Annotated in this window: 16 protein-coding genes; 3 read left to right on the top strand and 13 right to left on the bottom strand. The window is 55.1% G+C overall.

Going from position 1 to position 14,781, the window contains the following annotated elements:
* Positions 1–9: 9 nt before the first annotated feature.
* The 5 genes from HX773_RS13370 to HX773_RS13350 form a co-directional block, all read right to left on the bottom strand.
* Positions 10–279, bottom strand: a complete 270-nt coding sequence (locus HX773_RS13370) for a hypothetical protein (RefSeq protein WP_176971901.1) — start codon at positions 277–279, stop codon at positions 10–12.
* A 62-nt stretch (positions 280–341) separates the two neighbouring features.
* Positions 342–1,184, bottom strand: a complete 843-nt coding sequence (locus HX773_RS13365) for a class II fructose-bisphosphate aldolase (RefSeq protein WP_176971900.1) — start codon at positions 1,182–1,184, stop codon at positions 342–344.
* Positions 1,171–2,544, bottom strand: coding sequence for a PTS sugar transporter subunit IIC (locus tag HX773_RS13360; protein WP_008110085.1), 1,374 nt, complete (start codon positions 2,542–2,544; stop codon positions 1,171–1,173). The genes HX773_RS13365 and HX773_RS13360 overlap by 14 nt, the downstream gene beginning before the upstream one ends.
* Entirely contained in the window at positions 2,537–2,851 is a 315-nt protein-coding gene (locus HX773_RS13355; protein ID WP_008110086.1) for a PTS sugar transporter subunit IIB, read from the bottom strand. Before HX773_RS13355 ends, HX773_RS13360 begins: the two co-directional genes overlap by 8 nt.
* 10 nt (positions 2,852–2,861) lie before the next feature.
* Positions 2,862–3,842 (bottom strand): 6-phosphofructokinase, encoded by a 981-nt coding sequence (locus HX773_RS13350; protein ID WP_176971899.1) that lies wholly within the window; start codon positions 3,840–3,842, stop codon positions 2,862–2,864.
* A gap of 434 nt (positions 3,843–4,276) precedes the next feature.
* Between HX773_RS13350 and dld the strand changes: the two genes are divergently transcribed.
* The 3 genes from dld (at position 4,277) to HX773_RS13335 (ending at position 6,956) form a co-directional block, all read left to right on the top strand.
* The gene (gene dld / locus HX773_RS13345) at positions 4,277–5,977 is read left to right on the top strand and encodes a D-lactate dehydrogenase (protein WP_176971898.1); all 1,701 of its coding nucleotides are present in this window, start codon (positions 4,277–4,279) and stop codon (positions 5,975–5,977) included.
* Positions 5,978–6,304: 327 nt separating this feature from the next.
* A complete protein-coding gene (locus HX773_RS13340) occupies positions 6,305–6,655 on the top strand; it encodes a type II toxin-antitoxin system RelE/ParE family toxin (RefSeq protein WP_176971897.1) in 351 nt (116 codons plus the stop codon).
* Position 6,656: 1 nt separating this feature from the next.
* Positions 6,657–6,956 (top strand): helix-turn-helix domain-containing protein, encoded by a 300-nt coding sequence (locus tag HX773_RS13335; RefSeq protein ID WP_176971896.1) that lies wholly within the window; start codon positions 6,657–6,659, stop codon positions 6,954–6,956.
* Here HX773_RS13335 and pqqF read toward each other — a convergent pair.
* From pqqF to HX773_RS13295, 8 genes are all read right to left on the bottom strand, one after another.
* Positions 6,947–9,265 carry a pyrroloquinoline quinone biosynthesis protein PqqF gene (gene pqqF, locus HX773_RS13330; RefSeq protein WP_176971895.1) on the bottom strand — a complete coding sequence of 773 codons (2,319 nt, stop codon included), beginning with the start codon at positions 9,263–9,265 and terminating at the stop codon, positions 6,947–6,949. The two genes, HX773_RS13335 and pqqF, sit on opposite strands and share 10 nt — an antisense overlap.
* A complete protein-coding gene (gene pqqE / locus HX773_RS13325) occupies positions 9,265–10,404 on the bottom strand; it encodes a pyrroloquinoline quinone biosynthesis protein PqqE (protein WP_176971894.1) in 1,140 nt (379 codons plus the stop codon). Before pqqE ends, pqqF begins: the two co-directional genes overlap by 1 nt.
* A complete protein-coding gene (pqqD, locus tag HX773_RS13320) occupies positions 10,391–10,669 on the bottom strand; it encodes a pyrroloquinoline quinone biosynthesis peptide chaperone PqqD (RefSeq protein WP_061720121.1) in 279 nt (92 codons plus the stop codon). The genes pqqE and pqqD overlap by 14 nt, the downstream gene beginning before the upstream one ends.
* A gap of 4 nt (positions 10,670–10,673) precedes the next feature.
* Positions 10,674–11,429 carry a pyrroloquinoline-quinone synthase PqqC gene (pqqC, locus tag HX773_RS13315; protein ID WP_176971893.1) on the bottom strand — a complete coding sequence of 252 codons (756 nt, stop codon included), beginning with the start codon at positions 11,427–11,429 and terminating at the stop codon, positions 10,674–10,676.
* Complete coding sequence (gene pqqB / locus HX773_RS13310) at positions 11,426–12,352, bottom strand: pyrroloquinoline quinone biosynthesis protein PqqB (protein ID WP_176971892.1); 927 nt, start codon at positions 12,350–12,352, stop codon at positions 11,426–11,428. Before pqqB ends, pqqC begins: the two co-directional genes overlap by 4 nt.
* Before the next feature lie 55 nt (positions 12,353–12,407).
* Positions 12,408–12,479, bottom strand: a complete 72-nt coding sequence (pqqA, locus tag HX773_RS13305) for a pyrroloquinoline quinone precursor peptide PqqA (protein WP_002905689.1) — start codon at positions 12,477–12,479, stop codon at positions 12,408–12,410.
* 148 nt (positions 12,480–12,627) lie between these two features.
* A complete protein-coding gene (locus HX773_RS13300) occupies positions 12,628–13,653 on the bottom strand; it encodes a dipeptidase (RefSeq protein ID WP_218168241.1) in 1,026 nt (341 codons plus the stop codon).
* Positions 13,654–13,731: 78 nt separating this feature from the next.
* Positions 13,732–14,664 (bottom strand): ABC transporter substrate-binding protein, encoded by a 933-nt coding sequence (locus HX773_RS13295; protein ID WP_176971890.1) that lies wholly within the window; start codon positions 14,662–14,664, stop codon positions 13,732–13,734.
* Positions 14,665–14,781: the final 117 nt, after the last annotated feature.

The raw sequence follows: 14,781 nt of genomic DNA, 5'->3' as shown, positions 1-14,781 counted from the left end.
ACTGCCTCCTTAAAATGATTTGCGAATGGTGTTGCGCAGTTCATCGATTTTGACAAACAGCGGATCAATTTCCTGACGATACTGTCGACTTTTGGCAAAGATATTTAATGCACGATTATATTCCAGCATTAATTGTTTTTGCGTGTCTGTCGCCTGCGGGTTATTCGCCAACTGTTGTTCCAGTTCGCTTATTTTCCCGCTGATGGTTTCAGCCTGAAGATCTATTTCCTGTGAATCCTGGCTCTTATTATTGGAGCCCTTTTTCAAGAATCCAAACATAGCGTCTCCTGCCCCGAATGGCGCCGGGCACCTCAGGTTATTACGTCATGAGTGAGTCGGAATTAGCGGAACAGCTGAATCTTTTCTACCAGCACATTGGTCACGGCATCGTTGGCCGGCACAAGGAAATTACGCACGCTGTCGTTGACCTTGCCCTTTTCAAACGTTTGCTTGCAGTTTGCGACCCACTGCACATTCATCTCGGTGCCGACGTTGACCTTCTCAATGCCGCTGCGCACCGCAAGACGCATATCTTCATCGCTAACACCCGTACCTCCGTGCAGCACCAGCGGCGTGTGGGTGGCGTCAGTGATATCCGCCAGGCGCTGATGCTGAATATGCGCTTTGCCGGTGTACAAGCCGTGCACCGTGCCGATGGAGATCGCCAGCATATCGACGCCGGTTTCTTCCACGAAGCGTTTGGCGTCATCCACCGTGGTGAACGCGGTTTCGCTCATCGCCACCACTTTGCCATCTTCCGAACCGCCAATTGCGCCCAGCTCCGCTTCGACCGAAACCGCCAGCGGGCGCGCCATATCAATAACACGGCGCGTATTAGCGATGTTCTCTTCAATCGGCAAATGTGAGCCGTCATACATAATTGAACTGAAGCCTGCATCCAGCGCGGTTTGGATAGCGTCTAAATCCGAACAGTGATCGAGGTGCAAACAGGTTGGCACGTTACGGCTTTCTGACAGTGAACGAATGGCATCCACCAATAATTTATGTCCGAGGTATTTCGCTGTTCCGGTTGAGATCTGAATCATTAAAGGACTATTGGTTTTCTCTGCCGCGCTAAAAAAGGCCGGCAGCATTTCCAGACAGTGCAAATTAAAGGAACCAAGCGCTTTAAAATCACGTTCTTTAGCCACCTGTAACAGATCGGTAAAGTTATAAAGTTTCATGGAGCTTTTCCTCATGGGATTTAGACTTCGTGGATTTTCCGTTAACAAACCAGGCGATGAGAGTAATAAAGGCAATAAACAGCGCGACGAACAGCCAGTTATTCTGGAATGCATGGCCAAGCACCAGGCCGGTACTGATGACATCCGAATCACTGAAGGTAACGCCGGTAAAACCGTAACTTTCCAGCATCGGCACCAGAATCGCCGGCAGGAAGGTAATGAACAGACCGTGCACGAAACCGCCGATCATTGCGCCGCGACGCCCACCGAGCGCATTACCGAACACGCCTGCGGTGCCACCGGCAAAGAAGTTAGTCAGCAATCCTGGCAGAATCATCGCCAGACCAAACATCGGGAACACCAGCATACCAACCACCGAACCCAGCGTGGTGGCGAGGAAGCCGACGATCACCGCGTTCGGGGCGTACGGGAACATCACCGGGCAGTCGAGCGCCGGTTTCGCATCCGGCACCAGACGCATGGCGATACCACGGAAAGCCGGCACCAGTTCGTTCAGCAACAGACGTACGCCGCTATACAGCACGAACACACCGCACACGAACTGAATCGACTGCATAAAGGCGTACATCAGGTAGTTCATGCCGTTGCTGTACTGGCCGATAAATTCCGGACCGGCGGCGACCGCAGGGATCAGGTACATCGGCACCATCACCACCGCCATCGACAAATAGGTGTCCTGCAGGAATTTAAAGTTGTCGGGCAGTTTGAGATCTTCGGTGGAGCGCGAACCTTTGCCCACCACCTTCGCCACCGCCGCCGTCAGCAGATAGCCGATGGTGCAGAAGTGCCCGAGCGCCACGTCGTCGGAATCGGTGATGCGGCGCACCACTGGTTGGGCCAGCGCGGGCATCACCACCGCCATAATGCCGCCAAAAATGCCGCCGGTAAGGATCAGAGGTAAACCTGTCAGCCCCGCTTTGTAGCCAATCACCGCACCAATCGTCGCCATCCACAGCAGCGCCTGACCGGTAAGGAAGATGTATTTGAACGGTGTCAGACGCGCAATGATGATGTTGACGATAAAGATCACCAACAGCGTCAGCGCCACTTCTGAACCCAGCTCGCGGTTTGCTAACCCGGCAATGGCGGCAACGTCGGTGATATAACCCTGCATGCCAAAACCGTGGGTGAAAATGGTGTTCAGGAAGGTCAGCGTACCGACAATAATGTTGATACCGGCCATCATAATTAAGAAACCGAGCAGGGTTTTAAAGGTGCCTTCCACCACCTTGCCCGCCGATTTTTTTTGCAGTAGCAGACCAATCAGGGCAATAAAGGCGATCAGTATCGATGCCTGCCCCAATAAGTCTTTTACCAGGAAGTCGATCACACTATTCATGATTAGCAACCTTTAAGTTACGTTCTTTCATAAACGCCACGATTTTCTCTTCAATTTCCGCTTTGTCGGTCAGCTTGTTGAGAATAATCACCCGCTTGATCTGTTCCGGGCTGGCATCGGCATTTAACACATCAGCAAAGGCTTTCTGGGTTAAAATCATGTCGGATTTAAAGGCGTTTGCTTCAGAAATGGTGGTGTGATCGATATCAGCATCAATTTCGAGTTTCTTTAATACTGACTTGGCGCTCATCTCAATCGCAAAGCTTGAACCCAAACCACATCCACAGACACATAATATTTTCAGCATGGCTATTTCCTCACAGAATTTGCAGTTGTTTAGCGAGTTTATAATGATGCCCTTCAGTATCGACCAGGCGTTTTTTCATGCTTATTAAATCAATCGGAATCGGTCGATTACTGCCATTAATAATCACCGCTTTATTGCGCATTCCCGACTGAATACAACGCGCGACTTCACTGGCCATAATGGTGCCCTGATAAATCTCTTCACAGGTAGGATCGCCATTACGCAGGCCATAACCGATAATCGTTTTACGAATACGCACACCAATTAACGGTTCAATTTGTTTAATTAAGGTATCGATAGCGCCCTGAAAGCCCGGTGAATATTCACGGGTGTAGCCTTCCGAGCACAAAATTATCACGCTGTTCTGCGCCGCCAGCCGCTGGGTGATGCGTTCCGCCAGCTCCTGCGGTGCAATCTGGCATTCCGGGATCAGCGCGAAATCCGCATTGGATTTAATCGCTGACTGCAAGGTTAATTCACCGCAATAACCGCCCAGTAGCTCCACCATAAATACACGACCGGTTAAGGCGCGGCCGGTATTACGTAATTTCGCCACCTCTTTTAACACCTGCTCACAGGCGGTGGAGAAACCGATGCTGTAATCACTGCCAAAGACATCGTTATCGATGGTCATGCCAACGCCAAAACAGTTGACGCCAAATTCGCTCAGCGTATGCAGGAATTGTAATGAACCATCTCCACCCGCCATAATTAATACATCGATGCGCAGCGATTTAAGGTGTTTGGCGATCATCTCATATTCCGGACGAATTAGTTTCCTGCTGGTTCGTCCCGATTGCATCACCGGAATAGCGGCGATGGCGTAATCCACTAAATCACGTTGGGATATTTCCTGATGATTGTTATCCAGCAAGCCTGGAATGCCACCATTAAATAACACCATTTCCGCTTGAGTTAAGCGCGATATTTGATACACAAAGTTATTAATCCCGGTGACATCGCCACCGCTGATCACCATGCCAATTCTCATTGTCATCATCCTTTATGCTGTGCGTCTGGAATTCATTCTTCCGATTAACCGCATTGTTATTTGCAACGAATGTCACACTTTTGCCATCAATTCTCCGGATGAGATCATTGACAGCGACCATTAAAGGCTTATTTTTGTGATATATATCACATGAGGCTTTTCACATTAAAATGATAATGCCAAATGAAATCATAGGGTTATATTTATTTTGCGCAGTAAAATCGGCAGCCCAAATAAACGCTCTCTTCGCGGTTTTTCTTTCGATCTATTTTGTGATTTCCCGCGCATTTTTATCGGTTCCTCACGATTATTCCGTAAAAGATAAAGGGATAATGATTCCGTGCGTTATTTACGCGTCAGGGCCAGTGAAGGATTGACTCAATGCAGCTGCGCTTGTCCAATACCGTGGCAGATAAAGAATAAAGAAGAGAAAAATGAGCATGCAGAAGGATATGTTGCGTAAGTTGGCAGCGGTGGTAGGTGACAAACAGCTATTAACCCATGCGGATGATAAAGCCTGGTACATAAAGGGATTCCGCGTCGGACGCGGCGACGCGCTGGCGGTGGCATTACCGCAAACCCTGTTGCAGCTGTGGCAAACACTGCAGGTGTGCGTGGCGCACGATGTCATTGTGTTGATGCAGGCGTCAAATACCGGCGTCACCGGCGGCTCAACGCCCGACGGCGATGATTACGATCGCGATATCGTGATCATCAGCACCCGCCAGCTCAAAGGCGTGCAGGTGATCGATCAGGCGCGTCAGGTGATCGCCTTCCCCGGCACCACCTTGACCGAACTGGAGCACACCTTACAGCCGCTGGGTCGTGAGCCGCACTCGGTGATTGGATCGTCCTGCATCGGCGCGTCGGTGGTCGGCGGGATCTGTAATAACTCCGGTGGCTCGCTGATTCGGCGCGGCCCCGCGTTTACCGAAAAATCCTTGTTCGCGCGTATTCATGCGGATGGTCGCTTAGAGATGGTTAATCATCTCGGCATCGAGTTGGGCGACACGCCAGAAGTGATGCTGGAGAACCTGACGCAGCAGCAGTATCAAACCGGCGAGCAAGCCGACTGGCAGGGAAAAATCTGGGCCGATGATTATGCCGACCGCCTGCGAGATGTGGCTGCGGATTCTCCGGCGCGATTCAATGGCGATCTGCGCTACCTGCACGACAGCTCGGGCAGCGCCGGTAAAGTGGTGGTGTTCGCCGTGCGCTTGCCCACCTTCGAAGCCAGCGCCGGCAGCGATACCTTTTACATCGGCACCAACGATGAGAACGTGCTGGTGGCACTGCGTCGTTTCCTGTTAACCAAGATGAGCGAACTGCCGCTGCAGGCGGAATATATCCATCGCAACGCCTTCGATTTAACCGTGCGCTACGCCAAGCATATGTATCTGGCGATCCGCAAGCTGGGCCCGCAGGCTATTCCGCAGATGATGGCCAACAAAGCCAAATGGGATGTGCGCGTCAGCCACCTGAAATTCCTGCCGCGCAATTTTGTTGATCGGGTGCTGCAATTCTTCAACCAATTGACGCCGAGCTTTATCGCGCCGCGCATCATGGATTACCGCAGCGAGTATCAACATCATCTGATGATCAAAGTGGAGTCGCCGCAAACCGCCGAATTACAGCGCTTGTTGCAGCAGTTCTTTGCTGAGCAGCAAGGCGGCTTTTTCCATTGCAATGCGCGTGAAGCGGCGGATGCATTTTTAGTGCGTTTCGGCGTGGGCGGCTGCACCATTTCCTACTGCGACGCGCTGGGTTACAACCCCAACGAGCGACTGGTGGCGTTTGACGTGGCGCTGCGCCGTAATGACGATGCATGGCGTTTGACGCTGCCGGATCATCTGGCGGCGCAGGTGCAGGTTGATTCGTGCTGCGGGCACTTTTTCTGCTTCGTCAATCATCAGGATTACGTGCTGAAACCCGGCTACGACGCGAAAGTGTTTAAGGAAGAGGTGAAGCGATATCTGGAACAGCGCGGCGCGAAATATCCCGCCGAGCACAATGTCGGACATCTTTATCAGGCATCGTGCGAACATGTCGCGCACTGGAAACAGCTCGATCCCACCAACAGCTGTAATCCGGGGATTGGCAAAACCAGTAAGAAGAAGTTTTGGCGGGAGATGTAACATCGCACGTAGGGTGCGTATTTATGGCGTAATGCTCGTCAGTTAAGAGATAAAAACACAAATTACTACGCGCACAAATCGTAGCGGCGCAATTCATTGCGCGATAAATCGCGCCGCTACGGAAGGTGCGGTGATTTGATACGGTGCTTAACTGATCGGCATTAGCGCATTTATGGCGACCCTACTTAATGACGAATGATTTCGCATACGCTTCGGTTGAAATAGTATTTATGCGCGAAAGTTACTTTACTTAATCATTTCTCTGGTTGATTTCATAGCCTAAAAGCTATAGCCTAATCCATAGCAAATAAGCTATGGGATGGCATTATGTGGCAAATATTAACAACGGATGTCTTTGACCAGTGGTTTCTGGCGCAGCGTGAAGCACTTCGTGAAGACGTGTTGGCGGCGATGACGATTTTAGGAGAGATGGGACCACAACTCGGCCGCCCCTTTGTCGATACATTAAAGGGAGGCGAATTCCCAAATTTGAAAGAGCTGCGCATTCAGCACGCCGGTGAGCCCATCAGAGCCTTTTTCGCTTTTGATCCGGTGCGACGCGCTATCGTGTTATGCGCTGGAAATAAAACCGGTTCTAACCAAAAACAATTTTACCGAACGATGATTCGCCTCGCTGAAGTGGAATACCGCAAGCATTTGGCGCAGATGGAGGGATAAGATGGCTACTTTAAAAGAATTACTGGCAAAACAATCACCTGAAAGCCAGCAGCGCATCGCTAAGAAAGTCGAAATATTGCGCCAGGAGATTGCCTTGAGCCAGTTACGCGAAGAGCTCAACCTCTCGCAAACCGAACTGGCTCGCACTATCGGCGTCTCGCAGCCCACGCTGGCAAAAATGGAAAATCCAGGCAACGATCCGCGCCTGTCCACACTCAAACGTTACGTCGCGGCATTGGGCGGCGAACTGCGTATCGACGTGACACTGCCAAACGGCAAAACAATCGCCTTTCAGCTTTGATTAACCAAAATCAACCAGCGATGCCGTTCGCGCAGCAGACGATGGTGCAGTTGCTCGAGCTGCGGCAGCGTCAGTGCCTGAATGGCAGCGCGATTGAGAGTGGCCAGGCCGTGCCGCTGGCGCAGGGTTTCGAGAGCGGCCTCGCCATTGTCTTTGCTTGCGCACTGCGTCATTAGGCTTGCCTGCCATGCCGCCAGCTTTTGCGGCGAGATTGCCGCGATCTCGGCAACCATCTCTCGCATAAAGCGTTTGCAGTGACCCAGCAGCGCGCGCCAGGAGATATCCGGTGATTGCAGCGCCAGCATTAAGCCATCCACATCCGCCACCCGCTGATAGCGCGCCGACACCACATAACCAATTTGCTGATCCACGCGCAGTCGCTGGAAGAAGCGCGTTTCCAGCATCAGCGCCAGCACGCGTAAAGCGGCCAGGCTGGCATCGTCGGCCTGCGGTAACGGCATAAACAGCAGCAGCGCCTGATCGCGCCCGTCGCAGGCGATGGGCACGATGCCGCGTTGCAGTCGTGCGGGCGGCGTGTAGCGCGCCAGATCCGGCGTAAAATCTCTGAGCAGATGTGCCACGCGCTGGCTTAACGCGGTATGGGTGCCGCACCATGCCGCCAGCCATTGCGGCGAAGGTAATGGCTTGAGCAGGCAAGTGGGCAAAGCGGCAAGCAGTTGACGAATCACGATCGAATGGGTTTTCGCTACATGTTGCACCAGCACCGGCGTGTTCAGCGCCTGTAATGCCTGATGCACGCTTAACAACGCGCGATCGGCGGATGCGGGCAGATTGAGCAGCAGCTGCCAGCTTGCCTGCGTCTGTTGCCAGCTGCCGTTGCCACCCGCGTGGCGCAATTCCGCCAGCAACGGGCGCAACTGTCGCTGCCGCGCCTGCGCTTCTTCATCACTCAAGGTCTGATAAAACGCCGGACGCAGCAGCAGCGTTTCAACCTGTTTTACCGGTGCAATCAGCGGCAACGGCTGCGCCACGGGCGGGAGACGAGGGAGCTGAATGTCGACGGAGGCGGGATAGAAGTGAAACGCTGCAGGTTGGGTTGCAGCCAGCGACAGCGGTAGCCATTCGGCCAGTTGCAGGGTAAAGCCCTGCGTCTGATGCGGTGCGCCGTCAATCTTTTGCTGCGTGAGCAGACGCGTGCGCGAACAATCTGGCAACGCTGCGACAAAATCCGTGAAGTTATCTGGCAGCGCGCAGCCTGGCGCGAATCCTAATGCCCGGCCGCGCAACTGTTCGAGCGGCGACAAGGTCACGAAATCCTGCTGCGCGAGTTGTGCGTAGTGCTGCAGCTGAATCACATTACATTCAGTTAACGCAGCCAGATGCTGCCAAACGCGTTGCTCAATCTGTTGCGCCTGCGCCGGGGAAATGCGCCTGGCGCTAAAGCGCAGCGCCAGTAACGCTTGCTGCTGATCTTGCCATAACCATTGCGCGTCAAAGGTTTCGCATAACGCCTCAATGCGCAATTGCGCCAGCAAGCTGCCAGGCGCTTCGTCTTGCCAGAACAGGTTAAGTAAGGTGACATTGTCACGCACAGTCTGCTCATCGCCCGCGACCAACATCGTCAGCCAGAAATTTTCTTCACCGCCTAATTGCAGCAAACGATCCCCGGGCAGCAGCGCAGGTTTAACAGCCGCAGCGCGTTCTCCACCCGCCAGCAAACTGCCGCCGAAGCGTGCCGCCAGCTGTTCGAGCTCATCCAGTGATTGCGGGCCTTGCAGCCAAAGCTGCATATTTTCAGTGCGATAGAAGCGGCGATGAAAATCGCGTAGTGCGGATTGCAACGCCGTGACATTGTCACCGAAAGCCTGTCGACTGCCGACGCGAAAGCGCTGAAAACGTCCTTGCAACTTATCCAGCACGGCGACTTCACTCAGCGTGTCGGCATGGTTTTGCAGCAGTTGATACTCAGCCTCAATTACCGCCGCTTCCTGCTGAATAGCCTGCGCCGTCAGCAACGGTGCCGTCAACATATCGCACAGCCGCTGCACGCCTGCCGACAGCGACGGTGCTGGGAGCTGAAAGAAATAGGCGCTGCGGCTCAACTGCGTGGTGGCATTCACCTGGCCGCCCTGCTGCTGCAGCCACGGCATCAGGCGATCGTCGCCGTGAAAAGCTTCGCTGCCGCAAAACAGCAGATGTTCCAGCAGATGTGCCAAACCCGGCCAGCGATCCGCCTCATCCAGACTGCCGGCCTGCACGCGCACCAGCGCCGCCGCCTCACGCGCGTCAGGCTGATGATAAAGATGGCAGCGCAGGCCGTTGGCAAGCGTGAGCTGGCGCGCGTGCATCAGGTGACGCGCTGCTTAAAGATCAGTTCGGAGTTGCTGCGATTGCGGAACTGCAGCTGCTGGATTTTGATGTCGCTGCAGTTAGCTTCACGCCGTGCTTCGAGAATCTTGCCGTGATGCGGCGATTTGCTGCACACCGGATCGGTGTTATCGGCATCGCCGGTCAGCATAAAGGCCTGACAGCGACAGCCGCCAAAGTCTTTCTCTTTCTCATCGCAGGAGCGACAGGGTTCCGGCATCCAGTCAAAGCCGCGATAGCGGTTAAAACCAAACGAGTTGTACCAGATATCGTCCAGCGTGCGTTCCAGCACCGACGGGAACTCAACCGGCAGCTGACGCGCGCTGTGGCACGGCAACGCGGTGCCGTCAGGCGTGACGCTAAGGAAGATCGATCCCCAACCGCCCATGCAGGGTTTCGGCCGCTCTTCGTAATAATCCGGCGTGACGAACAGCAGATTGGTGAGATTGCCGCTGGCGCTCATGCGCTGACGATAATCGGCCACCACCGCTTCGGCGTTGGCGATCTGCTCGCGCGTCGGCAGTAATCCTTCGCGATTGAGCTGCGCCCAGCCGTAGAACTGACAGGTCGCCAGCTCGACATCGTCGGCTTCCAGTTCGATACAGAGATCGATGATCTTGTCGATCTGGTCGATGTTATGGCGATGCAGCACGAAGTTCAGCACCATCGGATAGCCGTGCGCTTTCACCGCTTTCGCCATCTCCAGTTTCTGCTGGAATGCCTTTTGCGACCCGGCCAGCGCGGCGTTCAGCGTTTCATCGCTGGCCTGGAAGCTGATCTGGATATGATCGAGCCCGGCGTCGGCAAAGGCATCGAGTTTTTTCGCCGTCAGGCCGATGCCGGAGGTGATCAGGTTGGTGTAGAAACCGAGATCGCGCGCGGCGCGGATAAGCTCCGGCAGGTCTTTGCGCGTCAGCGGTTCGCCGCCGGAAAAACCGAGCTGCACGCTGCCCATGGCGCGCGCCTGACGAAACACCTCAATCCACTGTTCGGTGGTCAGCTCTTTCTCCTGCTGGGAAAAATCCAGCGGATTGGAGCAATACGGACACTGCAGCGGGCAACGATAGGTCAGTTCTGCCAGCAGCCACAGCGGTGGCGTCACGCTTTTACTCGGGTTCACGACACTGTATCCATTTTTGTTCGATGGCTGATTGCAGGAACTCTTTGACGTCATCGCCGACGCCGCCCGCGTCCGGGAAACGCGCATCCAGCGTGGCAACGATTGCCGCCACATCCTGTTTGCCATCCACCAGTTCGAGGATCGCCACGGCGGTCTCGTTCAGTTTGGCCATGCCTTCAGGATAGAGCACCACATGGCTATCCTGCGCCGCTTCCCACTGCATGCGGTAGCCGCGACGGAAAGCCGGAATCACATTATCTTTCATGTTGTTATACCAGTCTTGTGCTGTGCCAGGACACCTGATCGGTGACCGTATGATAAGGCGGACGTTGCAGCGCATACGCCATGGTCATGGCATCGAGCATGGTCCAGAGAATATCGAGCTTAAACTGCAGGATCTCCAGCATGCGGTTCTGCTGTTCGGCGCTGGTGAACACCTCAAGCGCCAGCGCCAATCCATGCTCCACATCGCGGTTCGCCTGGCTTAGACGGCTGCGGAAGTAGAAATAGCCTTCCTCTTTGATCCACGGATAGTGCTGCGGCCAGCTGTCGAGACGCGACTGATGTATCTGCGGAGCGAACAGCTCGGTCAGCGAGCTACAGGCCGCTTCCTGCCAGTTGGCGCGGCGCGCAAAGTTAACGTAGGCGTCCACCGCAAAGCGCACGCCCGGCAGCACCAGCTTCTCGGATAGCAACACCTCACGATCTAAACCTACCGCTTCACCCAACTGCAGCCAGGCTTCAATCCCGCCTTCGTGACCGTTGCTGCCGTCGTGATCGAGGATGCGCTGCACCCATTTACGCCGCGTCGCCGCATCCGGGCAGTTAGCCATGATCGCCGCATCTTTCAGCGGAATATTGGTCTGATAATAGAAGCGGTTCGCCACCCAACCCTGAATCTGCTCGCGCGTTGCATTGCCGTTGTGCATGGCAATGTGATACGGGTGATGAATGTGGTAGAACGCGCCTTTGTCGCGCAGCGCCTGCTCAAACGCGGCAGGCGATAACGCTTCAGTAATGATCACGATGCAAACTCCTGCAGATGAATCGCCATGCCATCCCAACTCACTTCAATGCCCTGCTGCGTCAAATAGGCGCGCTGCGGCGATTGCTCATTAAGAATCGGATTGGTGTTATTAATGTGAATCAAAATCTTGCGTTTGGCCGGCAGCGCAGCCAGCAACGCCATTAAACCTTGTTCTTCGGCCAGCGCTAAGTGGCCCATCGCTCTGCCGGTATTTTTGCCGACGCCGGTGGCGAGCAGCTCGTCGTCCTGCCACACCGTGCCATCAATCAACAGGCAATCGGCTTTTTCCAGCCACGGCATGATCACCGCATCCGGCTCGCCGAGTCCCGGCGCGTAGAGCAGCGTTTGGCCGTTGGCGGTGTTTTCAATGAACAGCGCTACGTTGTGGCCCGGCAGCGGGCGATCGCGATACGGCGAATACGGCGGCGCGTTGCTGAGAATCGGAATCGCGGTGAACTGCAAACTGTGGCAGACATCGACGCGGAACGGCTCCAGCGGGGTTAACGCATGATGCTGCAGACCGCCATTCCAGTGCTGCAACATGGTGAAAATCGGGAAGCCGCTGGTGAGATCGCCATGCACTTCCGGCGTGCACCACACCTGATGCGGACAACCTTCGCGCAGGCTCAGCAAGCCGGTGGTGTGATCGATTTGGCTGTCGGTCAGAATGATGCTGCCAATCGCCGTGCCGCGCAGCACACCTTTTTTGATCAGTTCTGGCGTGTGGGCAATTTGCTGGCTGATGTCCGGCGAGGCGTTACACAGCACCCAATCTTCACCGTTGTCGCTGACAATGATCGAAGATTGCGTGCGCGCCTGCGCCTGAATGCTGCCGTTACGCAGGCCGCTGCAATTGGCGCAGTTACAGTTCCACTGCGGGAAGCCGCCGCCAGCCGCTGAACCGAGGACTTTAATAAACATGAACGTTGACCAGAGAGAGAAAACAAAATGCCCGCACGAACGGCGGGCAGAAGTCTTAGCGGTTGGAGATGTACAGAGTCACTTCCAGGCCCAGACGCAGGTCAATAAACGCAGGTTTTTTCCACATAATGGTCTTCCTCATAAAGCAAAAACGCAGAGAAATCTCTGCTGAAGAGGATTGCGGCTGTGACGTAGATCACATCGCAATCCGTACGCGCGCAGATGTTGCGCCAATGTAGCGAGCAGATCAACCCTGATTCGGTAAGGGAATTGTGCTAATCCTGCCAAATTTGTTGCAACACGCGCTGCCAGTTGCCCCATGCGAGCTGCTCAAGTGCTGTTTGATCGTAGTCGAACGAACGCAACAACGCATAAAGATGCGGTAATCCGCTCACGTCTTTCAGCGCCTCAGGCACGCTGATGCCATCAAAATCGGAGCCCAGCGCCACATGATCACGGCCCATTATCGCGATCAGGTGCTCAACATGTTTAACAATTTCGATCAATGCGGTGTCGCTGTCGCGTTTTCCGTCGCTGCGCAGGAAAGCGTTGCCAAAATTCACGCCCACCACGCCGCCGCTGTCGCGAATGGCGCGCAGCTGATCGTCGGTCAGATTACGCGGCTGCGCGCAGAGCGCGTGCGCATTGGAGTGCGTCGCCACGAGTGGCGCGGTTGACAGGCGCGCGGTGTCCCAGAAGGCTTTTTCGTTCATGTGCGACAGGTCGATCAGCATGCGATGGCGATTGGCAGCGGCGATCAGCTGCTCGCCTTGTTCGGTCAAACCCGGCCCGCTGTCCGGTGAGTTGGGGAATGATCCGCTGACGCCTTCGCCAAAGCGATTGGGTAGATTCCAGAACGGCCCGATGCTGCGCACGCCCGCCTGGTAAAATGCATCAAGCGCTTCACCATCGCCATCAAACCCATCTGCGCCCTCAATATGCGCCACCAGCGCCAGCACGCCGTCCGCGCGACAGGCGGCAATATCAGCGGTGTTAAGGCATAACCGCGCCCGCCCGTCAGATTGCGCCGCCAGCGTTTTCAGGATGTCGAGCTGCTGCCAGAGAATCGTCAGCGCATCGAGATTTTCCCCGGCACGCTGTGGCGCGACCTCTTTGATATAGCGCGGTGGCGGCACGAACATCGCGAACAGCCCACCGGCAAAACCGCCCAGCTGCATGCGCGGAAAATCGAGGTGGCCCTTTTCGATGCCGTGAAAAAATGCCTGCGCTGGATCATCGCGATGATGCAGCCACAGATTGAGGAGCAGGTCGTTATGACCGTCGAAGGTTTTTAGCAACATGAGGGAATCTTTGACGAAACAACATGCCGCCATGCTACGCGCGCGCTGCTGTTTCGCCAAATGCGGGCGCACAAAGGGTTAGTTCTGCGCAACCTTTAAGCCGTGATAGAAGGTCGGTTTCACATCAAGAGGCTTCTGGATCAAACCGTATTTCTGGTAGAAATCGGCGGTTTCCTGCTGCTGGTCGATGGTGGCATCATCAATGCTCTGCCAGTGCGATTTGCGGCGTGAGAAGGATTTCGCCGCGGCCTCTTTCGGGAAGCCGATGATTTTTGCCAGCGTGGTTGAGTACTCATCGACATGGCTGTTGGCCCAGCGATCGGCAGCGGCTAAGCGATTGACGTAATCCTGCAGCGCCGCGCGTTTGGCTTCATCGTTCAGCGCGGCGTCGGTGGCGGCGAGGAAACTGTTGCCGCTGGACAGGCCGACGCCGTTAACCAGCACGCGTCCGGTGTGGGTCACTTCTGCCAGCGCGGTATAAGGATCCCACGTTGACCAGGCATCCACCGAACCGTTTGCCAGCGCGATGCGCGCATCCGCCGGCGTTAAGAAGCGCCAGTTGACCTCTTTATCGCTGACGCCCGCCTGCTCCAGCGCTTTGAGCGCCTCAAAGTGACCAATCGATCCGCGTCCGGTGGCGATGTTTTTGCCCTTTAGCTCGGCGACGGTTTTGATGGGCGAATCCGGGCTGACCAGCACCGCCAATCCTTCGGGTACCGATTTGCTCACCGCCACCGCTTTCACCTGCGAACCGGCCGCCAGCGAGAACAACAGCGGCGCATCGCCGATAATACCGGCATCCACCGCACCGGCATTCAGCGCTTCCGCCAGCGGTGCCGCCGCCGGGAACTCGGCCCATTCGATTTTGTAATTGAGGTTATTCAACTGCTGCGCCGCTTCCATTTCCGCGTGCATATTTCCCTTTTGATCGGCAATGCGCAGCGTCACGGTTTCTGCCGCCGCCGTGCCGCTGGCTGTCACGATCAATAGTGCCAAAGCTGCTCTTTTCATTGTGTTTTATCCCATCGCGCAAAACCCCAGCCTAACCCGCGCGCGCCAAATGACCGATGCCGATTTCGCATGAGATATGCCGACAATGGTATATAGCGGTGTGATGCGGTCGCCATA

The sequence above is a fragment of the Pantoea sp. B9002 genome (genome assembly GCF_013385945.1).
Taxonomy (GTDB): Bacteria; Pseudomonadota; Gammaproteobacteria; order Enterobacterales; family Enterobacteriaceae; genus Pantoea.
Note: the sequence above shows the minus strand (reverse complement) of the source record. Positions and strands in the feature narration are given on the sequence as shown.

What these genes read in the sequence shown, in the direction of transcription:
- HX773_RS13350 (WP_176971899.1), bottom strand. Translation starts at nt 3,842, where the DNA reads ATGAGAATTGGCATGGTGATCAGCGGTGGCGATGTCACCGGGATTAAT.
- HX773_RS13335 (WP_176971896.1), top strand. Translation starts at nt 6,657, where the DNA reads ATGGCTACTTTAAAAGAATTACTGGCAAAACAATCACCTGAAAGCCAG.
- HX773_RS13355 (WP_008110086.1), bottom strand. Translation starts at nt 2,851, where the DNA reads ATGCTGAAAATATTATGTGTCTGTGGATGTGGTTTGGGTTCAAGCTTT.
- dld (WP_176971898.1), top strand. Translation starts at nt 4,277, where the DNA reads ATGAGCATGCAGAAGGATATGTTGCGTAAGTTGGCAGCGGTGGTAGGT.
- HX773_RS13295 (WP_176971890.1), bottom strand. Translation starts at nt 14,664, where the DNA reads ATGAAAAGAGCAGCTTTGGCACTATTGATCGTGACAGCCAGCGGCACG.
- pqqD (WP_061720121.1), bottom strand. Translation starts at nt 10,669, where the DNA reads ATGAAAGATAATGTGATTCCGGCTTTCCGTCGCGGCTACCGCATGCAG.
- HX773_RS13360 (WP_008110085.1), bottom strand. Translation starts at nt 2,544, where the DNA reads ATGAATAGTGTGATCGACTTCCTGGTAAAAGACTTATTGGGGCAGGCA.
- HX773_RS13300 (WP_218168241.1), bottom strand. Translation starts at nt 13,653, where the DNA reads ATGTTGCTAAAAACCTTCGACGGTCATAACGACCTGCTCCTCAATCTG.
- HX773_RS13365 (WP_176971900.1), bottom strand. Translation starts at nt 1,184, where the DNA reads ATGAAACTTTATAACTTTACCGATCTGTTACAGGTGGCTAAAGAACGT.
- HX773_RS13370 (WP_176971901.1), bottom strand. Translation starts at nt 279, where the DNA reads ATGTTTGGATTCTTGAAAAAGGGCTCCAATAATAAGAGCCAGGATTCA.
- pqqB (WP_176971892.1), bottom strand. Translation starts at nt 12,352, where the DNA reads ATGTTTATTAAAGTCCTCGGTTCAGCGGCTGGCGGCGGCTTCCCGCAG.
- pqqF (WP_176971895.1), bottom strand. Translation starts at nt 9,265, where the DNA reads ATGCACGCGCGCCAGCTCACGCTTGCCAACGGCCTGCGCTGCCATCTT.
- HX773_RS13340 (WP_176971897.1), top strand. Translation starts at nt 6,305, where the DNA reads ATGTGGCAAATATTAACAACGGATGTCTTTGACCAGTGGTTTCTGGCG.